The sequence below is a fragment of the Klenkia taihuensis genome (assembly GCF_900112525.1).
In the GTDB taxonomy this organism is placed as follows: domain Bacteria; phylum Actinomycetota; class Actinomycetes; order Mycobacteriales; family Geodermatophilaceae; genus Klenkia; species Klenkia taihuensis.
On sequence record NZ_FOMD01000002.1, the window covers coordinates 67,294 to 85,667 of the forward strand.

The following is an 18,374-nucleotide window of genomic DNA, read 5'->3' on the forward strand; positions in this document are numbered from 1 at the left end:
GGCGGCCCTTCGTGCTGCCCGGGGCTTGTCAACCGGCAGCCACCGGGCACACGATGGCCGACGATGATGAGCAAGGCTCACGATGTCCCCGTCCCCTCGGCCGCCTACGACGCGGCCGCCGCCGCGGTCGAGGCGGCCCTGGCCGCCGGCGCCCGCTACGCCGACGCCCGGCTGGTCGACCGCCGCACCGAGTCGATGACCGCGCGCGACGGCGACGTGCGCACGCTGGACCAGAGCACCACCGCCGGGCTCGGCGTCCGCGCCCTGGTGGGCTCCTCCTGGGGCTTCGCCGCGCTCGGCGACCCCGACGGGGACGCTGCCTGCCGCAGCACCGGGGCCCGGGCGACCGCCATCGCGCAGGCCTCGGCGGCGGTGGCCGGGCCCGACGTCGACCTGCTCCCGGCGCAGGCGCACGTGGACACCTGGGCCAGCGACTGCGCGGAGGACCCGTTCGCGGTCTCGCTCGCCGAGAAGGGCGACCTGCTCACCGGGGTCACCGCGACCATGCGCGCCGCCGGGGTCGCCGTCGCCGAGGCGCTCTACCAGGCGTGGGACACCCGGACCGCCTTCGTCTCCAGCGAGGGCGCCCGGATCGGCCAGCACGTCCGGGAGTGCGGTGCGGGCATGCACTGCCTGACCGTCGGGGAGGACGAGACCCAGCGCCGCTCCTACCCGGCCTTCCGCGGCCAGTACGGCACCCGGGGGTGGGAGCTGGTCCGCGAGTTGGACCTGCCCGCGCACGCCGAGCGGATCGCCGCCGAGGCCACCGCCCTGCTCACCGCACCGCCGTGCCCGTCCGGGCGCACCACGCTGGTGCTCGGCGGGGAGCAGCTCTCGCTGCAGATCCACGAGTCGGTGGGGCACGCGGTCGAGCTCGACCGCATCCTCGGCTGGGAGGCCGCCTACGCCGGCACCTCCTGGCTCGACCTGGACCGGCTCGGCTCCCTGCGCTACGGCTCGGAGCTGATGACCATCACCATCGACCCCACCCTCCCCGGGGCGCTGGGCTCCTTCGGCTACGACGACGAGGGCACGCCCGCGCAGCGCCGGTACGCCGTCCGCGACGGCGTCTGGGTCGGTGTGCTGGGCGGGCGGGACTCCGCCGCGGTCGCCGGGCTCACCGACACCGGCTCGGTGCGGGCCGACGGGTACGCCCGGATGCCGATGGTCCGGATGACCAACGTCGGGTTCGAGCCCGGGCCGCACTCCCTGGAGGAGATCGTGGCGGCCACCGACGACGGGGTGCTGATGGAGCACAACCGCTCCTGGTCCATCGACGACCGGCGGCTGAACTTCCAGTTCGGGTGCGAGATCGGCTACGAGATCAAGGACGGCCGGCGCGGCCGGATGCTGCGCAACCCCACCTACACCGGCATCGGCCCGCAGTTCTGGGCGTCGCTGGACATGCTGGCCGGCGGCGACGAGTGGCGGGCCTGGGGCACGCCGAACTGCGGCAAGGGCCAGCCCGGGCAGGTCGGGCACACCGGCCACGGCGCCGCGCCCGCCCGGTTCACCGACGTCCGGGTGGGGGTGCGCGGGTGAGCGCCGAGGACCTCGCCGCCGAGCTGCTGGAGCAGGTCCGCCGGCAGGCCGGGCCGGGTGCCGAGGCCGTCGTCCGGGTGGAGGACGCCGACCTCGCCCTCACCCGGTTCGCGGGCTCGGCCATCCACCAGAACACCGCCGAGAGCCGCCGCACCCTGCACCTGCAGCTGACCGTGGACGGCGGGCGCACCGCCGCGGCGTCCACCACCCGCGCCCGCGACGCGGCCGGCCTGGTCGAGGCCACGCTCGCCGCGGCGCGGCTGCGCCCCCGGGACCCCGCGTGGCCCGGGCCGGCCGGTCCCGCTCCCCTGGTCCTGCCGTCGGTGGCCGACCGGGCGACCGCCGAGGCCGACCCCGCGCTGCGCGCCCGCCTGGTCGGTGACTTCGTCGCCGCGGCCGGCGGCCTGTCCACCGCCGGCTACGTGCAGACGTCCGCGGTGCGCACCGTGCTCGCCACCTCCGCCGGCCAGCACGTCGGCGGCTCCGCCACCGCGGCCGCCTGCGACGGCATCGCCCGGCTCCCCGGCTCCGACGGCACGGCCCGCCAGGTGGCCGCCGCCGCCGGCGAGCTGGACTGCGCGGCGCTGGGGGCGCGGGCGGCGGCCAAGGCGCGGGCCGGCACCGACCCCTCCCCCGTCGACCCCGGCCGCTGGCCGGTGGTGCTCGAGCCCCCCGCGGTGGCCGACGTCGTCGCCGGGCTGCTCACCGGCCAGTTCCAGGCCCGGGCGGCCCTGGACGGCACCGGCGGCCTGCGGCCCGGCGAGCAGCAGTTCGACCCCGCCGTGTCGCTGACCGACCCGGCCGGACTGGGCCTGCCCTTCGACACCGAGGGCACGCCCAAGCGACCGGTCGAGCTGGTCCGCGCCGGCGTCCCGGTCGGGCTGACCTCCGACCGGCGGACGGCGGAGGCCACCGGCGGCACCTCGACCGGCCACGGCGGCCCGGCGTCGGCGACGTGGGGCCCGGTGGCGACCGACGCCGCGCTCGCCCCCGGCACCGGGGGGTCCGTCGACGACCTGGTCGCCGGCCTGGAGCGGGGCCTGCTGGTGACCGACGTCTGGTACACCCGCGTGCTGGACCAGAAGCGCTCGGTGTGGACCGGCCTGACCCGCAACGGGGTCTGGCTGGTCGAGGACGGCCGGGTCGTGCGGCCGGTGTCCACGCTGCGGTTCACCCAGTCCTACCTGGAGGCGCTGGCCCCCGGCGCGGTCACCGTGGGCTCGGACGTGCAGGCGCTGCCCCGCACGCTCACCTCCACCGCCTGGGGCACCCACCGGGTCGCCGTCCCCGCGCTGGCCCTGGCGTCCTGGAACATCACCGGCAACGCCGCCGGCTGAGGGCGCTCAGAGCCGGGCGAGCAGCGCCCGGACCGCGGGCAGCAGCGGCCGGTCGGCCGGGATCCAGTCCAGGTCCTCCAGCTCGCCGGCGGTCACCCAGCGCACCTCGGAGTGCTCGTGGGCGACCAGCACGCCGCCGGTGATCCGTCCCCACCACACCCGCAGGGTGGAGGCCCCGGGCTCGCCGCCGGCGACGACGCCGGGCAGCGGCACCTCGCCGAGGAAGGCCTGCGGGGTGATGTCGACCGCCAGCTCCTCCTGGCACTCGCGGACCAGCGCGGCCAGCTCGGACTCCCCGCGCTCGACCTTGCCGCCGGGGAACTCCCACTTCCCGGCCAGCCCGCCGGAGCCGCGGCGGGCGACCAGCACCCGGTCGCCGTCGACCAGGGCGGCCCCGACGACCTGGACGACGTCCTCGGCCCGGCGCTGCGCGGCGGCGGCGAAGAGGTCCAGGTGGGCCTGCATGGCGGTGAGCACGTGCCGCCGGACGACGGTCTGGTCCAGCAGCCGGCCCAGGAACCCCGGCACCCGGTTGTCCCACTCCACCTGCTCGTCGACCAGCGTGCCCGCGCCGGTGGGGTGGAACCGGCGGGTGTGCCGCACCTGCGCCATGAACCCGCCCGAGCCGTGGAACTCGTCGGCGAAGGGACGGTCGGCGGAGACCTCGGTCAGCGCCCACGGCCAGGGCCGGCCAAGCACCCGGGCCACGTCGTGGGCCACCGTCAGCGGCGCCTCCACCAGCGTGGTGAATCGCAGCTGGAACACCACCCGAGCTTCCCAGACCGGGCAGGATGGCCGTCGTGCGCATCTCCGCCCGGGTCGACTACGCCGTACGGGCCACCCTCGAACTGGCCAAGGCGAGCCCGGACTCCCTCACCTGCGACCGCATCGCCCAGGCCCAGGGCATCCCGTCCCGGTTCCTGCAGGCCATCCTCGGCGACCTGCAGCACGCCCGGCTGGTGACCAGCCAGCGCGGCCGGGACGGCGGCTACCGGCTCGCGCTGCCGCCGTCGGAGGTGTCCATCGCCCGGGTCATGCGGGTCGAGCAGGGGTTCCTCGCCGAGGTGCACGGCCAGCGGCCCGAGGACGCCAGCTACCCCGGTGCGGCCGAGGCCCTGACCAGCGTGTGGGTCGCCGCCCGCGACTCCTACCGACGGGTGCTGGAGCAGGTCACCCTCGCCGACGTGGTCTCGGGGAAGCTGCCCGACGCGGTGGCCGAGCTGGCCGAGGTGGAGAGCGCCTGGCGCTCCTTCGGGGCCGTCCCCGTCGACTGATTGACTGCTCCTCCATGAGCGGAGTCGCCGTCCTGCTGACCGGGCTGTCGGGAGCCGGGAAGTCCACCATCACCGACGCCCTGGTCGCCGAGCTGGAGGCCGGGGGCACCCCGGTGACCGTGCTGGACGGCGACGTGGTGCGCACCCACCTGTCCAGCGAGCTCGGGTTCAGCCGGGCCGACCGCGACCTCAACATCCGGCGCATCGGGTGGGTGGCCGGCGAGGTGGTCAAGCACGGCGGGACGGCGGTCATCGCCGCGATCGCCCCGTTCGAGGAGGCCCGCGAGCAGGCCCGGGCCCTGGTCGAGGCGCACGGCCGGTTCGTGCTGGTGCACCTGTCCACCCCGCTCGAGGTGTGCGAGGCCCGCGACGTCAAGGGGCTGTACGCCAAGGCCCGGGCCGGGGAGATCCCGACCTTCACCGGCGTCAGCGACCCCTACGAGGAGCCGGTGCGCGCCGAGCTGCGCATCGACACCTCCGTCGTGCCGCTGCCCGAGGCGGTCGCGCAGGTCCGGGCCGCGATGGCCGGTGTGGGAGACTCGACGCCGTGACTGGCCGCGGCACCCCCCTGGTCGCGCGCCTGCACGTCGACCTGGGCCGCGTCGTGAGCGCCGCCTGTCGCCGCTCGCTCTGAGCCGCGCCACCCCAGTCCCCGCAACGCCGCGCGCCCGACCCGCGCGAAGATGGAGCCCCCTCGTGTCCTCCCCCACCCGCAGCAGCCGCACCGCCCAGAAGGGCCAGGGCCAGTGGGCGCTCGGCTACCGCGAGCCGCTGAACCCCAACGAGCGGATGAAGAAGGACTCCGACGGCCTCGACGTCCGCCAGCGGATCCTCGACATCTACGCCCACACCGGCTTCGACGGCATCGACCCCGGTGACCTGCGCGGCCGGATGCGGTGGATGGGCCTCTACACCCAGCGCGCCCAGGGCATCCCCGGCGGGAAGACCGCCGTGCTGGAGCCCGAGGAGCTCGAGGACTCCTTCTTCATGCTGCGCGTGCGCATCGACGGCGGGCAGCTGTCGGCCGACCAGCTGCGCGTGGTCGCCGGCATCTCCACCGAGTTCGGCCGCGGGGTCGCCGACGTGACCGACCGGCAGAACGTGCAGCTGCACTGGATCCGCATCGAGGACGTCCCGGAGATCTGGCGTCGGCTCGAGGCCGTGGGCCTGTCCACCACCGAGGCGTGCGGCGACACCCCGCGCGTGATCCTGGGCTGCCCGCTGGCCGGGGTGCTCGACGACGAGGTCCTCGACGCCACCCCCGCCGTCGCCGAGGTGGTGGAGAAGTACCTGGGCGACCGCGAGTACTCGAACCTGCCGCGCAAGTTCAAGTCCTCCATCTCCGGGTGCGCCCACCACTGCACCAACCACGAGATCAACGACGTCGCCTTCGTCGGCGTGCGCAACGCCGAGGGCGAGGCCGGCTACGACCTCTGGGTCGGCGGCGGGCTGTCCACCAACCCGCGCTTCGCCGAGCGGATCGGCGTCTTCGTCCGGCCCGACCAGGTCGCCGACGTCTGGGCCGGCGTGTGCGGGGTCTTCCGGGACTACGGCTACCGGCGCTCGCGCACCCACGCCCGGATCAAGTTCCTCATGGCCGACTGGGGGCCGGAGAGGTTCCGGCAGGTGCTGCAGGACGAGTACCTGCACGCGGCGCTGCCCGACGGCCCGGCTCCCGACCGCCCGGCCACCGACCAGCGCGACCACGTCGGCGTGATGAAGCAGGTCGACGGCACCAACGCGCTGGGCTTCGCGCTGCACACCGGCCGCATCGGCGGCGAGCTCCTCGCGACCGTCGCCGACATCGCCGAGCAGTACGGCCAGGGGCGCATCCGGACGACGGCCGACCAGAAGCTCGTCGTCCTCGACGTCCCGGACGCCTCGGTGGAGGACGCCGTCGCCGCGCTGGCCGAGCACGACCTGCTCGTCCGCCCCAGCGTCTTCCGCAGGCAGACCATGGCCTGCACCGGCATCGAGTTCTGCAAGCTGGCCATCGTCGAGACCAAGGGCCGGGCCAAGGAGCTCACCGCCGAGCTGGAGCAGCGGCTGCCCGACTTCGACACCCCGCTGACCATCAACGTCAACGGCTGCCCGAACTCCTGCGCCCGGTTCCAGACCGCCGACATCGGCTTCAAGGGCATGGTCGTCGGCGGCGAGGAGGGCTTCCAGGTGCACCTGGGCGGCCACCTCGGGTTCGAGTCCTCCATCGGCCGCAAGCTGCGGGGGCACAAGATCGCCGCCACCGAGACCGCCGACTACGTCGAGCGGGTGCTGCGCGGCTACCTGGAGCACCGCACCGAGGGCGAGTCCTTCGCCGCCTACGCCGGCCGCGCCGACGAGGAGTGGCTGCGCTGAGCAGCGAGGGAAGGGTCCGGCAGCTCCCGCCGTTCTACTGCCCGTACTGCGGCGAGGAGACCCTGCGGCCGCGCAGCACCGAGGGAGAATGGCACTGCGGGTCCTGCCTGCGGACCTTCACCCTGCGGACGACGGGAACGGGAGTGCAGCAGCCGTGACGACATCCCTGGTCGAGCCCACACCCGAGCTGGCCGCCGAGGCCGACGCCCGCTTCGAGGGCATCACCGACCCGGAGGGGCAGGCGCTGGCCGTGCTGCGCTGGGCCGGGGAGACCTTCGGCGACTCCTTCGCGCTGACCTCCTCCATGGCCGACGGCCTGCTGGCGCACCTGGCCGGCCGCGCCCACCCCGGCGTCCAGGTGGTCTTCCTGGACACCGGCTACCACTTCGCCGAGACCATCGGCACCCGCGACTGGATCGCCTCGGTCACCGACATCCGGGTGCTGTCGGTGCAGCCCGAGCAGACCGTCGCCGAGCAGGACGCCGAGTTCGGCCCCCAGCTGCACGACCGCGACCCCGACCTGTGCTGCGCGATGCGCAAGGTGCAACCGCTGGCCCGCGCCCTGGCCGGCTTCTCCGCCTGGGGCTCGGGCGTGCGCCGCGACGAGGCCGAGACCAGGCGCGGCACCAGGGTCGTCGACTGGGACGCCAAGCGCGGCATGGTGAAGGTCAACCCGCTCGCCGCCTGGACCCAGGACGACGTCGACCGCTACACCGCCGAGCACCAGGTGCCGGTGAACCCGCTGGTCGACGTCGGCTACGCCTCCATCGGCTGCGCGCCGTGCACCCGCCCGGTCGCCCCCGGCGAGGACCCGCGCGCCGGCCGCTGGGCGGGCCGGAACAAGGTGGAGTGCGGGCTCCACACCTGACCAGCAGACTGCCCCCATGAGCAGACCGCAGGCACTGCCCGCCGAGGAGGTCGCCGCGGCGGTCGCCGAGCTGACCCACTGGGACGGCGACGCGCAGGGCATCTACCGGCGCATCGAGGCCGGGTCCTTCCGCGCCGCGATCGACCTCGTCGACCGGATCGCCGACGTGGCCGAGGAGATGGACCACCACCCCGACATCGACATCCGCTACTCGTGCCTGCGGATCGCGGTGGTCACCCACGACGCCGGCGGGGTGACCGAGCTCGACGTCGAGCTGGCCCGTCGGGTCGACGCCCTCTCCGACGGCGCCGCCCCCGCCTGACCCGACGGTCCGCTGCCCGCTGTTCACCCGGGCGTCGTCCGCCCGCCCCCTCCCCCTCGCCCAGCTCCACCACTGTCGGGTGGTCGAGCACGCATGCGATCCGGGAGGACCGAACGGGATGGGCCACGACCACGGGCACCCGCACGACCACGAGCACGACCACCCGCTCCACCACGGGTCGGCCGAGGGCACCTGGCGGGACGAGCGCACCGACGACCCGCTCTCGGTGTCGCGCCGGCAGTTCCTCACCCGCGCCGCCCTCGTCGCCGGCGCGACCGCCGGCGCCGGGGTGCTGGGCACCGGGCTCGCCGCGGCGGCACCCGGCGGGGCACCGGGCCGGCCGGGTCCGCGACCGCAGCCGGTCAACCCGTGGAGCGGCGGCGCCCGCTTCTACGCCGGCGACCACCACATCCACACCCAGTACTCCCCCGACGCCCAGTACACGGTGGAGACCCAGGTGGCCAAGGGCCGGGAGTACGGCCTGTCCTGGGTGGTCATCACCGACCACGGCAGCGTGGCGCACCAGAAGTTCTCGATCGACCAGGTGACCCCGAACATCGAGGCCTCCCGGAACGCCTACCGGGACATGCTGGTGTTCCAGGGCCTGGAGTGGAACATCCCGGGCGCCGAGCACGCCACGCTGTTCCTTCCCCCGGGCCGCAACACCGTGGACATCCTGCGCGCCTTCGAGCTGGCCTACGACGGTTCGGTCCTGGCCGCGAACGGGGTCATCCCGGGCGCCAACGCGGTGCAGGGCGAGCCCTACGCCCTCCAGGCGCTGCAGTACCTGGACCAGCAGGTGCGCAGCGGCCGCACCGACATCGCGCTGATGTTCGCCAACCACCCCTCCCGCCAGGGCATCGACAGCCCGCACGAGCTGCGCAACTGGCGCGACACCGCACCCGCCGTCGCAGTCGGCATGGAGGGCGCCCCCGGCCACCAGGCCGCCGGCATCCCCACCGCCGCCGGCGGGCCCGGGTCGGCCCGCGGCTACTACGACCGCAGCCCGAACCCGAACAGCTTCCCGGGCTACGCCCCCACCGCCACCGAGAACCCGTACCGCACCTACGGCGGATTCGACTGGATGACCGCCAAGGTCGGCGGCGTCTGGGACTCCCTGCTCGCCGAGGGCAAGCCGTGGTGGGTCACCGCCACCTCGGACTCCCACCAGGTCTGGCGGGACACCCGCACCCCCGGCACCCAGGACTACGCGTCCACCGGCAGCCGCGGCGCACCGGTGGACACCGGCTCCCCCATCACCACCTACGGCGACTTCTGGCCCGGCCAGTACTCCTCCACCCTGGTCGCGGCGCGGTCCAGGAACTACGTCGACGTCATGCGCGGCCTGCAGTCCGGCCAGGTGGTCGCGGTGCACGGGCGGCTCGTCGACGGGCTCGACGTCCGGGTGCGGGCCACCCGCGGGGACGGCGACGCCCGCGGCGTCACCCTCGGCGGACGGACCTTCGTGGCCCGCGGCGGGGACATCCGGGTGGACATCACCATCGACCGCGCCGCCGGCCCCAACTCCAGCGGGCAGGTGCCCCAGCTGGCGAAGGTGGACCTGATCAGCGGGCCGGTCACCGGTGCCGCCGCCGACCGGGACACCCTCGCCGCCCCGCAGACGCGGGTGGTGCAGACCTTCGACACCACGCGGCCGCCCGGCCGGCAGGTGCGGCTGGAGTACACCTTCCGCAACGTCCAGCAGTCGTTCTACCTGCGGCTGCGCGGCAGCGACGGCAAGCAGCTGGACCCGGCCGGCAACCCGCGCATGGACACCATCGCCAACGAGGACCCCTTCGCGGACCTGTGGTTCTACGCGAACCCGGTCTTCGTCGACGTGGTGTGACCGGCCCGGACCACTGGTGGGTGGGCGTCCCGGCGCAGGCCGCGGACGCCCACCTGCTGGCCGACCTGGACGCGGCCCTGGCCGGCTCGGGCCGCCGGACGGTGTGGGTGCAGACCCACGTCGACCGCACCGGCCCGGCGCCGGTGGTGACCGCCAGCTGGCAGCTGGACGACGGCCCGGAGGTCCCGGCCGAGCTGTTCGACGCGGTGTCGGGCGGCACCGCGCGGCCGGTCGGCGGCGCCCCGGACGGGGGGCGGGCGGTCCGCTTCCCGGGCAGCGACGCCGTCCCCGTCCGGCTGACGGTCGCGGAGCTGCTGGCGACCACGGCGGTCGACCGGGTGGTGGGCATCGGCGCGCAGGCCCACCCGGAGGACGTCGTGGACACCGTGGACGGCTTCCTGCGCCCGGTCCGCCACCCCGACGGCGTGGAGCTGCTGGTCGACCCGGCCGGCCCGGGCACCTGGCGGCCGGTGGAGATCAGCACACCGCACGAGTGCTGCGGCGGGCACGGCTGACCCGCTCGCTACAGCGGCAGCACCAGCAGCGCCAGCAGGCGGTCGGCCTCGGCGTCGGGGTCGGCGGTCAGCCCGGTGTGCACCGGGCCGGGCTGGACGACGGTCGAGCGGGGCGCGGTGAGCCAGCGGAAGCGCGACCCCAGCACCTCCCGGCCGGCCGCACCCGCGCCCGGGTCGGCGGTGCAGACGTCGGCGGCGGCCTGCAGCGCCCACGCGATCGCCACCGGGTCGGCGGCCGGGTCCAGCGCGCGCAGGCGGTCGAGGTCCAGGTGCACCCGGGAGCCCAGGTAGTCCCGCTGGCGGCAGTAGACCAGCACGCCGGCGTTCATCTGCTCGCCGCGGTCGACCCGCGGGACCACCCGCAGCACCGCGTACTCGTAGGTGTTCACCGCTGCGAGACCCCGGGCGGGGGCGGCGGGCCCAGCCAGCCCGGACGGTTCTGCCCGCGCGGGGCCGGGGACCGCCCGCGGGAGCCGTCGGCGGCGGCCCGCACCAGGGCGGGGAGCCAGGCCGGGCGGGCGTCCAGGCGCGCCAGCAGCTGGACGACGTAGCGCTCCCGGGTGGTGGCCGCCGGCTCCTCCTCCGGCCCGCGCAGCCACGCGTCGGGCACCAGCTCGAGCACCCGCTCCAGCAGGGGCCGGGTGACCAGCGGGCCCAGCGCCGCGTCGGCCGCGGCGACGTCGGGGTGGGACTCCACCAGCGCGTGCTGCGCGGCGTCGTACGGCCGGGCGACCGCCGCGGCCGCGCCGGGCCAGTGGTGGTGGAAGGTCAGCGCGGCGCCGTGGTCGATCAGCTGCAGCCGGCCGTGCCAGAACAGCATGTTCGGGTTGCGCCAGGACCGGTCCACGTTGCCGACCAGCGCGTCGAACCACAGCACCCGGCCGGCCAGCTCGGGGTCGACGTCGGCGGAGTGCGCCGAGAAGTCCAGCGCCCCGGGCAGGTAGTCCATGCCCAGGTTGGTGCCGGCGGAGTGCCGCAGCAGCTCCTGCACCTCCTGGTCGGGCTCCCCCACCGCGAGGTCGGGTGCGACGTCCACGGTGACCAGCGCGGGCACCGGCAGCGCGAGGGCCCGGGCCAGCTCGCCGCAGACCACCTCGGCGGCCAACACCGGCACGCCCTGCCCGGCCGCCCGCCACTTGACCACGTAGGTGCCCAGGTCGTCGGCCTCGACCAGACCGGGCAGCGAGCCGCCCTCGCGCAGCGGGAGGACGTAACGGGTGGCGGTGACGGCGGCGAGCACAGTGCCGCGAGGCTACCGCCGCACCCCTACGGTGCAGCCATGGTCCGTCGCCCCGCGCTCGTCGCCGGCACCCTGCTGCTGGTCACCGGGTGCGCGGGGCAGGTCGCCGTCCAGGAGTTCCCGGTGGTGGGTGCCACCGGCATCGGCGACGACTACTACCCCGGAGACGGCAACGGCGGCTACGACGTCGAGCGCTACGACCTCGACGTCGGCTACGACCCGGTCACCGACGAGCTGACCGGCACCGCGCTGGTCACCGCCGACACCACCGGCGCGCCCCTGCGCGGGTTCTCCCTGGACCTGGTCGGCCTGGAGGTCTCCTCCGTGCAGGTCGACGGCAGCGAGGTGACCACCACCCGGGACGGCGACGAGCTGGTGGTCGACCCCGGCCAGGTGGTCGTCGACGGCCGGTTCACCGTGCAGGTCGAGTACGCCGGCGTCCCCGAGCCGGTGCGCGACGGGCCGGGGACGTCGGGGGTGGTGCCCACCTCCGACGGCGTGCTGGTGGTCGGCCAGCCCGACGTGGCGGCGACCTGGTTCCCGGTGAACGACCACCCGCGGGACGCCGCCGCCGTCCAGCTGTCGGTGACCGTGCCCGAGGACCTGGTCGCGGTCTCCAACGGCACGCTGGTCGACCGCGGCGACCCGGTGGACGGCGAGCGCACGTGGGTGTGGCGCAGCGACGAGCCGATGGCGCCCTACCTGCTCACCCTGGCGGTCGGGGACTACGACCTGACCGAGCGGGAGGTCGACGGCATCACCTACCGGGACGCCGTCGCCACCGGGCTGTCCGACCGGCGCGCGGGGAACGCCCGCGCCGCGCTGGAGCGCCAGCCCGAGGTCGTGGACTTCCTGGCCGGGGTGTTCGGCTCGCCCTACCCGTTCACCGAGTGCGGCGCGATCGTCACCGACTCCTCGCTGGGCTTCGCCCTGGAGACCCAGACCCGGCCGATCTACGCGAGCGACTTCTTCGGCAGCGCGACCGGCGCCGAGCTGGTCGTGGTGCACGAGCTCGCCCACCAGTGGACCGGCGACGACCTGCGGCTGGACCGCTGGTCCGACATCTGGCTCAACGAGGGCTTCGCCACCTACGCCGAGTGGGCCTGGACCGAGGCGCAGGGCGGGGAGACGGTGGCCGACCAGCTGGCCGCCGTCCTCGAGCAGCCGGCCGACGACCCGTTCTGGGACCAGGCCATCGGCGACCCCGGGCCGGCCACCGACGACCTGTTCAGCGGCGCGGTCTACGTCCGCGGCGCCGCCACCCTGGCCGCGCTGCGCGCGGAGGTCGGGGACGAGGCGTTCGACGAGCTGCTGTCCCGGTGGACCACCGACCGGGCCGGGCAGGCCGTCACCACCCCGGAGTTCGCCGACCTGGCCGCGGAGGTCACCGGCACCGACCTGACCGGGTTCTTCGACGAGTGGCTCGGCGCGGGCAAGCCGGCCTGAGCGGACACTGGGCCCGGTGGACCCCGCCCTCGCCGCGCTGACCGACGCCCCCTTCACCTACCCCGAGGTCGGGGCCACCCGCACCGGCGACCTGCCGGCCGGGGTGCACGTCGCCCGTCGGCGCGCGGTGGTGGGCCGCGGGGACGCAGCCTTCGACCGGGCGGTGGCCGCGGTCCTCGACTGGGCGCCGCAGCGGCACGCCGGGCTGCGGGTGCGGGCCAGCGGGCCGGCCGGCACCGAGGGCGCCGTCGTGCTGATGACCGCCGGGCTGCCGCCGCTGGGCCTGCGGATCCCCTGCCGGGTCGTGTGGACGTGCACCGAGGGCGACCGGCAGGGCTACGCCTACGGCACGCTGCCCGGCCACCCGGAGAGCGGCGAGGAGTCCTTCGTCGTCTCCCGGGACGGCGAGGACGTGGTGTTCGAGATGGTCGCGTTCTCCCGGCTGGCCACCCGCGCCGCCCGGCTCGGCGGGCCGGTCAGCCGGGTGCTGCAGTCGATCGCGCTGACCCGCTACACCGCAGCGGTGCGGAAGGCCGCCCGGGGCTGAGCCTCAGCTGCCGCTGGGCCCGAACTGCTCCACCCGCACCGACGACGGCGCGAACCCCAGCCCGACGAGCAGGTCGCCCGCCGTCCGGGCGAACCCGGCCGACCCGCAGACGAACGCGGTCTGCCCCTGCTCCCACAGCGGGAGCAGGTCGACGGCGGTCAGCCGCCCGGCCGGCCGGATGCCGTGCGCCTCGCGGGTGGTGACGACGACGGCGCCGGCGGCCTGCAGCTCGTCGGCGTAGGGCAGCTCGGCCAGCGTGCGGGCCGAGACCGCCACCCGCAGCAGCTCCTCCCGGCCGGTCGCGCGGGCGTGGCGGACCATCGCCACCAGCGGCACCACGCCGGTGCCGCCGCCGACCAGCAGCGCCGGCGTCTCGCCGTCCCAGGCGAACCAGCCGCCGACCGGGCCGCGCACCTCGAAGGTGTCCCCCGGCTCGACGACGTCGGCCAGGTAGGTGGACACCTCGCCGTCGTCCAGCCGCTCGACGAACAGCTCCAGCAGCGGGTCCGACGGCGCGGAGGCCACCGAGTACGACCGCTGGGCGGTGTACCCGTCCTCGGCGGTCAGCCGGACGACGTAGTGCTGGCCGGGCAGGTGGTCGACGCGGCCGTCGACGTCCAGGCGCAGCTGCACCGTGCGCGGCAGCGGCCGGCGCACCCCCGACACCGTGGCCGTGGTCCACGGGCCGGGGGCGACGATGCGTGCGGGCATCAGTCGCCCTGGTAGCGCTGCTGGCGCCACGGGTCGCCGCGGTCGTGGTAGCCGTTGCGCTCCCAGAAGCCCTGCTGGTCCCGCTTCAGGACGTCGAGCTTGGTGACCCACTTGGCCGACTTCCAGAAGTACAGGTGCGGCACGAGCAGCCGGACCGGCCCGCCGTGCTCGACGGTCAGCGGCCGGCCGTCGAACTCCCACACCAGCCAGGCCTTGCCGCCGGTGAGGTCCTCCAGCGGCAGGTTGGTCGTGTAGCCCGACTTGGAGGTGGCCATCACGAACCGGCCCTCCGGGGTCGGGCGGGCCACGTCCCACAGCGCGTCGAGGGAGACCCCGGCGAACTGCGTGTCGAACTTCGACCAGGTGGTGACGCAGTGGATGTCGCCGCGGTACTCGCTGCGCGGCAGGGCGTGCACGCCGTCCCAGTCCCAGGTGGTGGGGGCCTCGACGTTGCCGGCGACGGTGATGCTCCACGTCTCGGGGCTGATCCGCGGGGTCGGCTCGGCGGTCAGCACGGGCCAGTCGGCGCCCACGTCGTACTGGCCCGGGGGCAGCCTCGGGTCACGGGCGGGTCGGGTGCGGCCGAGGAATCCTCGGGTGGGTCCGGGCATGGTTGCCTCCCAATCGGCGTCGTCCGGGGGAACCCGGGCGCGGGGTCGTTCGTTCCCCGCGGTAAGGCTGCCCTTCCATGAGACGTGTCACGCGGCGTTCACATGGGTCTCACCTGTGCATCGTCGTACCGTGTGCTCGTGGCGACAGTGACGACGCAGCAGGCAGGGCAGTCGGCGGGGGCGAACCCCGGCCCGAAGCGTGACCCCAAGACCGGCCGGTTCGGCTCCTCGGTCTTCAAGAAGGCCGTCATGGCGGTCACCGGCATCATCTTCGTGCTGTACCTCATCGCGCACATGGTGGGGAACCTGAAGGCCTTCGCCGGCGCCGAGACCTTCAACGCGTACTCGGAGTTCCTCCGCGACCTCGGCGAGCCGATCGTGCCGCGCCTGACGGTGCTGACGATCATCCGCGTCGTCCTGCTCGTGGCCGTCGCCGCGCACATCTGGGCCGCCTTCTCGCTGTGGAAGCAGGCCAAGCGCGCCCGTCCGGTCGCCTACGTGACCAAGAAGCGCGTCCAGCAGAGCTACGCCTCGCGGACCATGCGCTGGGGCGGGGTCATCCTGATCCTGTTCATCATCTGGCACATCCTCGACCTCACCCTGGGCGCGGTGAACCCCGCCGGCCGCGACTCGCTGCCCTACGGCCGGCTCGTCGAGGGCTTCCAGAACCCGGTCGTCACGATCTGGTACGCCATCGCGCTCATCGCCCTGGGCTTCCACATCCGGCACGGCGTCTGGTCGGCCACCCAGACCCTGGGCCACAGCAACAAGCGCCGCGAGCGCGCGCTCAACCTGTTCGCGACGGTCTTCGCGGTCGTGCTGGTCGGCGGTTACCTGCTGATCCCCTTCTCCGTCCTCTTCGGCATCATCGACTGACAGGAGCACCTGACATGGCTCTCGAGCTGTTCCTCGAAGGCGACCCGATCGCCGACACCAAGGCCCCCACCGACGTCCCCATCGGGGAGCGGTGGAGCGAGCGCAAGTTCCGCGGCAAGCTGGTCAACCCGGCCAACCGCCGCAAGATGACGATCATCGTGGTGGGCACCGGCCTGGCCGGCGGCGCCGCCGCCGCCACGCTGGCCGAGGCCGGCTACAAGGTGAAGTCCTTCTGGTTCCAGGACAGCCCCCGCCGTGCGCACTCGATCGCCGCGCAGGGCGGCATCAACGCCGCCAAGAACTACCGCAACGACGGCGACTCGGTGCACCGCCTGTTCTACGACACGGTCAAGGGCGGCGACTTCCGGTCGCGGGAGGACAACGTCCACCGCCTGGCCGAGATCAGCACCCAGATCATCGACCAGTGCGTGGCCCAGGGCGTGCCCTTCGCCCGCGAGTACGGCGGCCTGCTGGACAACCGCTCCTTCGGTGGCGCCCAGGTGTCGCGCACCTTCTACGCCCGCGGCCAGACGGGTCAGCAGCTGCTGATCGGCGCCTACCAGGCCTTCGAGCGCCAGGTCGCCGCCGGCAACATCGAGACGCACTCGCGCACCGAGATGCTCGACCTGGTCGTCGTCGACGGCAAGGCCCGCGGCATCGTCGTCCGCGACCTGGTGACCGGCGAGGTGACCACCCACGTCGCCGACGTCGTGGTGCTGGGCACCGGCGGGTACTCCAACGTCTACTACCTGTCCACCAACGCCAAGGGCTCCAACACCACGGCGATCTGGCGGGCGCACAAGCGGGGCGCGTACTTCGCCAACCCCTGCTACACCCAGATCCACCCCACCTGCATCCCGGTCTCGGGCGACTACCAGTCGAAGCTGACCCTGATGTCGGAGTCGCTGCGCAACGACGGCCGGGTGTGGGTGCCCAAGGAGCGCGGCGACAGCCGCCCGCCGCAGGACATCCCCGAGGACGAGCGCGACTACTACCTGGAGCGCAAGTACCCCGCCTTCGGGAACCTGGTCCCCCGCGACATCGCCTCGCGCCAGGCGAAGAACGTCTGCGACGAGGGCCGCGGCGTGGGCCCCGGCGGGCTGGGCGTCTACCTGGACTTCGCCGAGGCCATCCAGCGGCTGGGCCGCAAGGCGGTCGAGGCCAAGTACGGCAACCTCTTCGACATGTACGCCCGGATCACCGGCGAGGACCCGTACTCCGCGCCGATGCGCATCTACCCGGCCGTGCACTACACGATGGGCGGTCTGTGGGTCGACTACGACCTGCAGTCGACCATCCCCGGCCTGTTCGTGATCGGCGAGGCCAACTTCTCCGACCACGGCGCCAACCGGCTGGGGGCCAGCGCCCTCATGCAGGGCCTGTCCGACGGCTACTTCGTGCTGCCGAACACGATCACCGACTACCTGTCGGCCGGTCCGTTCGAGAAGGTGCCCGCCGACCACCCGGCGATCGTCGAGGCCGAGGCCGGGGTGAAGGCCCAGGTCGAGAAGTTCCTCTCGATCAACGGCACGCGCACGGTGGCCTCCTTCCACCGCGAGCTGGGCCGCCTGGTCTGGGACTACTGCGGCATGGAGCGCACCGCCGAGGGCCTGCGCAAGGCCCTGGACCGGATCCCCGAGCTCCGCAAGGAGTTCTGGACCAACGTGAAGGTGGCCGGCGACGCGCACACCTTCAACCAGAACCTCGAGCACGCGGCCCGGGTCGCCGACTTCATCGAGCTCGCCGAGCTGATGTGCATCGACGCCCTGCACCGCGAGGAGAGCTGCGGTGGGCACTTCCGCGCCGAGAGCCAGACGCCCGAGGGCGAGGCACTGCGCAACGACGAGGAGTTCGCCTACGTCGCCGCCTGGGGCTGGACGCCCGAGGGCGAGCCGCCGGTCCTGCACCGCGAAGCGCTCGAGTACGAGTACGTCCACCTCGCCCAGCGCAGCTACAAGTAACGATCAACGGAGCTGAGACACGATGCAGCTGACCCTCCGGGTCTGGCGCCAGCCCTCCCCCCAGGTCAAGGGGAAGATGGCCAACTACCACCTGACCGACGTGTCCGAGGACATGTCGTTCCTCGAGATGCTCGACGTCCTCAACGAGCAGCTCATCCTCGACGGCGAGGACCCCATCGCCTTCGACCACGACTGCCGTGAGGGCATCTGCGGCAGCTGCGGGCTGATGATCAACGGGATCGCGCACGGTCCCGAGCAGACCACCACCTGCCAGCTGCACATGCGGTCCTTCTCCGACGGCGACACCATCGACATCGAGCCGTGGCGCTCCGGGGGCTTCCCGGTCGTCAAGGACCTCGTCGTCGACCGGTCCGCCTTCGACCGGATCATCTCCGCCGGCGGGTTCATCTCCGCGCCCACCGGCACCGCCCCCGACGCGCACGCCACCCCGGTGCCCAAGGTCGACGCCGACGCCGCCTTCGACGCGGCGACCTGCATCGGCTGCGGCGCCTGCGTGGCGGCCTGCCCGAACGGCTCGGCGATGCTGTTCACCGCGGCCAAGGTGACCCACCTGGGTCTGCTGCCGCAGGGCCAGCCCGAGCGCGACTCGCGCGTGGTCAAGATGGTCGCCCAGCAGGACGCCGAGGACTTCGGCGGCTGCACCAACATCGGCGAGTGCTCCGCGGTGTGCCCGAAGGGCATCTCCATGGAGACCATCTCCCGGCTCAACCACGACCTGCTCGGCGCCCTGCGCGCCAACGCGGTGCCCGCGAGCTGAGCTGACCCACCCCACGGAAAGGGGCGGTCGACCTCCGGGTCGACCGCCCCTTTCCGTCGTCAGGACACTTCTCCGCGACGGATTCCCCGTTCGCGGTCGATCGGTGACACCATGACGGGGACCGACCGCCTGTGAGGAGACACCC

19 protein-coding genes and 1 pseudogene are annotated in these 18,374 nt (G+C 74.1%); 14 read left to right on the forward strand and 6 right to left on the reverse strand.

The window, feature by feature from the left end:
• Positions 1-63 precede the first annotated feature (63 nt).
• Both BM158_RS08180 and BM158_RS08185 read left to right on the forward strand, forming a co-directional pair.
• Positions 64-1,542 carry a TldD/PmbA family protein gene (locus BM158_RS08180; RefSeq protein ID WP_229827886.1) on the forward strand — a complete coding sequence of 493 codons (1,479 nt, stop codon included), beginning with the start codon at positions 64-66 and terminating at the stop codon, positions 1,540-1,542.
• Positions 1,539-2,879 (forward strand): metallopeptidase TldD-related protein, encoded by a 1,341-nt coding sequence (locus BM158_RS08185; RefSeq protein WP_091556601.1) that lies wholly within the window; start codon positions 1,539-1,541, stop codon positions 2,877-2,879. The genes BM158_RS08180 and BM158_RS08185 overlap by 4 nt, the downstream gene beginning before the upstream one ends.
• Before the next feature lie 6 nt (positions 2,880-2,885).
• Here BM158_RS08185 and BM158_RS08190 read toward each other — a convergent pair whose 3' ends face one another.
• Positions 2,886-3,644, reverse strand: coding sequence for an NUDIX domain-containing protein (locus BM158_RS08190; RefSeq protein ID WP_091558539.1), 759 nt, complete (start codon positions 3,642-3,644; stop codon positions 2,886-2,888).
• Between the two features lie 26 nt (positions 3,645-3,670).
• Here BM158_RS08190 and BM158_RS08195 point away from each other — a divergent pair, with 26 nt between their 5' ends.
• The 7 genes from BM158_RS08195 to BM158_RS08225 all read left to right on the forward strand — a co-directional run bounded on the left by BM158_RS08195 (position 3,671) and on the right by BM158_RS08225 (position 10,059).
• On the forward strand, positions 3,671-4,153 hold the full coding sequence (locus BM158_RS08195; RefSeq protein ID WP_091556603.1) for an RrF2 family transcriptional regulator: 483 nt from the start codon (positions 3,671-3,673) through the stop codon (positions 4,151-4,153).
• 14 nt (positions 4,154-4,167) lie between these two features.
• Positions 4,168-4,704 (forward strand): adenylyl-sulfate kinase, encoded by a 537-nt coding sequence (gene cysC, locus BM158_RS08200; RefSeq protein WP_091556605.1) that lies wholly within the window; start codon positions 4,168-4,170, stop codon positions 4,702-4,704.
• A 145-nt stretch (positions 4,705-4,849) separates the two neighbouring features.
• A complete protein-coding gene (locus BM158_RS08205; RefSeq protein WP_229827887.1) occupies positions 4,850-6,508 on the forward strand; it encodes a nitrite/sulfite reductase in 1,659 nt (552 codons plus the stop codon).
• 154 nt (positions 6,509-6,662) lie between these two features.
• Positions 6,663-7,376: a phosphoadenylyl-sulfate reductase gene (locus tag BM158_RS08210; protein ID WP_207506331.1), complete on the forward strand. Its 714-nt coding sequence runs from the start codon at positions 6,663-6,665 to the stop codon at positions 7,374-7,376.
• 16 nt (positions 7,377-7,392) lie between these two features.
• Positions 7,393-7,698 (forward strand): 4a-hydroxytetrahydrobiopterin dehydratase, encoded by a 306-nt coding sequence (locus BM158_RS08215; RefSeq protein ID WP_091556608.1) that lies wholly within the window; start codon positions 7,393-7,395, stop codon positions 7,696-7,698.
• A 118-nt stretch (positions 7,699-7,816) separates the two neighbouring features.
• Entirely contained in the window at positions 7,817-9,544 is a 1,728-nt protein-coding gene (locus BM158_RS08220) for a PHP domain-containing protein (RefSeq protein ID WP_091556610.1), read from the forward strand.
• Positions 9,541-10,059: a hypothetical protein gene (locus BM158_RS08225; protein WP_091556611.1), complete on the forward strand. Its 519-nt coding sequence runs from the start codon at positions 9,541-9,543 to the stop codon at positions 10,057-10,059. Before BM158_RS08220 ends, BM158_RS08225 begins: the two co-directional genes overlap by 4 nt.
• A gap of 8 nt (positions 10,060-10,067) precedes the next feature.
• Here BM158_RS08225 and BM158_RS08230 read toward each other — a convergent pair whose 3' ends face one another.
• A complete protein-coding gene (locus BM158_RS08230; protein WP_229827888.1) occupies positions 10,068-10,448 on the reverse strand; it encodes a DUF3037 domain-containing protein in 381 nt (126 codons plus the stop codon).
• Entirely contained in the window at positions 10,445-11,299 is an 855-nt protein-coding gene (locus BM158_RS08235) for a HipA family kinase (protein WP_091556613.1), read from the reverse strand. Before BM158_RS08235 ends, BM158_RS08230 begins: the two co-directional genes overlap by 4 nt.
• A 39-nt stretch (positions 11,300-11,338) precedes the next feature.
• Here BM158_RS08235 and BM158_RS08240 point away from each other — a divergent pair, with 39 nt between their 5' ends.
• Both BM158_RS08240 and BM158_RS08245 read left to right on the forward strand, forming a co-directional pair.
• On the forward strand, positions 11,339-12,745 hold the full coding sequence (locus tag BM158_RS08240; RefSeq protein ID WP_091556615.1) for a M1 family metallopeptidase: 1,407 nt from the start codon (positions 11,339-11,341) through the stop codon (positions 12,743-12,745).
• A 16-nt stretch (positions 12,746-12,761) separates the two neighbouring features.
• Positions 12,762-13,292, forward strand: a complete 531-nt coding sequence (locus BM158_RS08245; protein ID WP_091556617.1) for a DUF1990 family protein — start codon at positions 12,762-12,764, stop codon at positions 13,290-13,292.
• Between the two features lie 3 nt (positions 13,293-13,295).
• On the opposite strand, the gene BM158_RS08250 is transcribed toward BM158_RS08245, so the two are convergent.
• The 3 genes from BM158_RS08250 to BM158_RS22950 form a co-directional block, all read right to left on the reverse strand.
• Positions 13,296-14,003 carry an FAD-binding oxidoreductase gene (locus BM158_RS08250; RefSeq protein WP_091556618.1) on the reverse strand — a complete coding sequence of 236 codons (708 nt, stop codon included), beginning with the start codon at positions 14,001-14,003 and terminating at the stop codon, positions 13,296-13,298.
• Entirely contained in the window at positions 14,003-14,614 is a 612-nt protein-coding gene (locus BM158_RS08255; protein WP_091556620.1) for a sulfite oxidase-like oxidoreductase, read from the reverse strand. Before BM158_RS08255 ends, BM158_RS08250 begins: the two co-directional genes overlap by 1 nt.
• Before the next feature lie 98 nt (positions 14,615-14,712).
• Entirely contained in the window at positions 14,713-14,910 is a 198-nt protein-coding gene (locus BM158_RS22950; protein WP_479723823.1) for a M81 family metallopeptidase, read from the reverse strand.
• Between BM158_RS22950 and BM158_RS08260 the strand changes: the two are divergent.
• The 3 genes and pseudogenes from BM158_RS08260 to BM158_RS08270 all read left to right on the forward strand — a co-directional run.
• Positions 14,852-15,490: pseudogene (locus BM158_RS08260) on the forward strand (succinate dehydrogenase cytochrome b subunit); the annotation flags it as partial. The gene BM158_RS22950 and the pseudogene BM158_RS08260 overlap by 59 nt on opposite strands.
• A gap of 14 nt (positions 15,491-15,504) precedes the next feature.
• Positions 15,505-17,451: a fumarate reductase/succinate dehydrogenase flavoprotein subunit gene (locus tag BM158_RS08265; RefSeq protein ID WP_091556624.1), complete on the forward strand. Its 1,947-nt coding sequence runs from the start codon at positions 15,505-15,507 to the stop codon at positions 17,449-17,451.
• Between the two features lie 22 nt (positions 17,452-17,473).
• Positions 17,474-18,229, forward strand: coding sequence for a succinate dehydrogenase/fumarate reductase iron-sulfur subunit (locus BM158_RS08270; protein ID WP_091556626.1), 756 nt, complete (start codon positions 17,474-17,476; stop codon positions 18,227-18,229).
• The last annotated feature ends 145 nt before the right edge of the window (positions 18,230-18,374 follow it).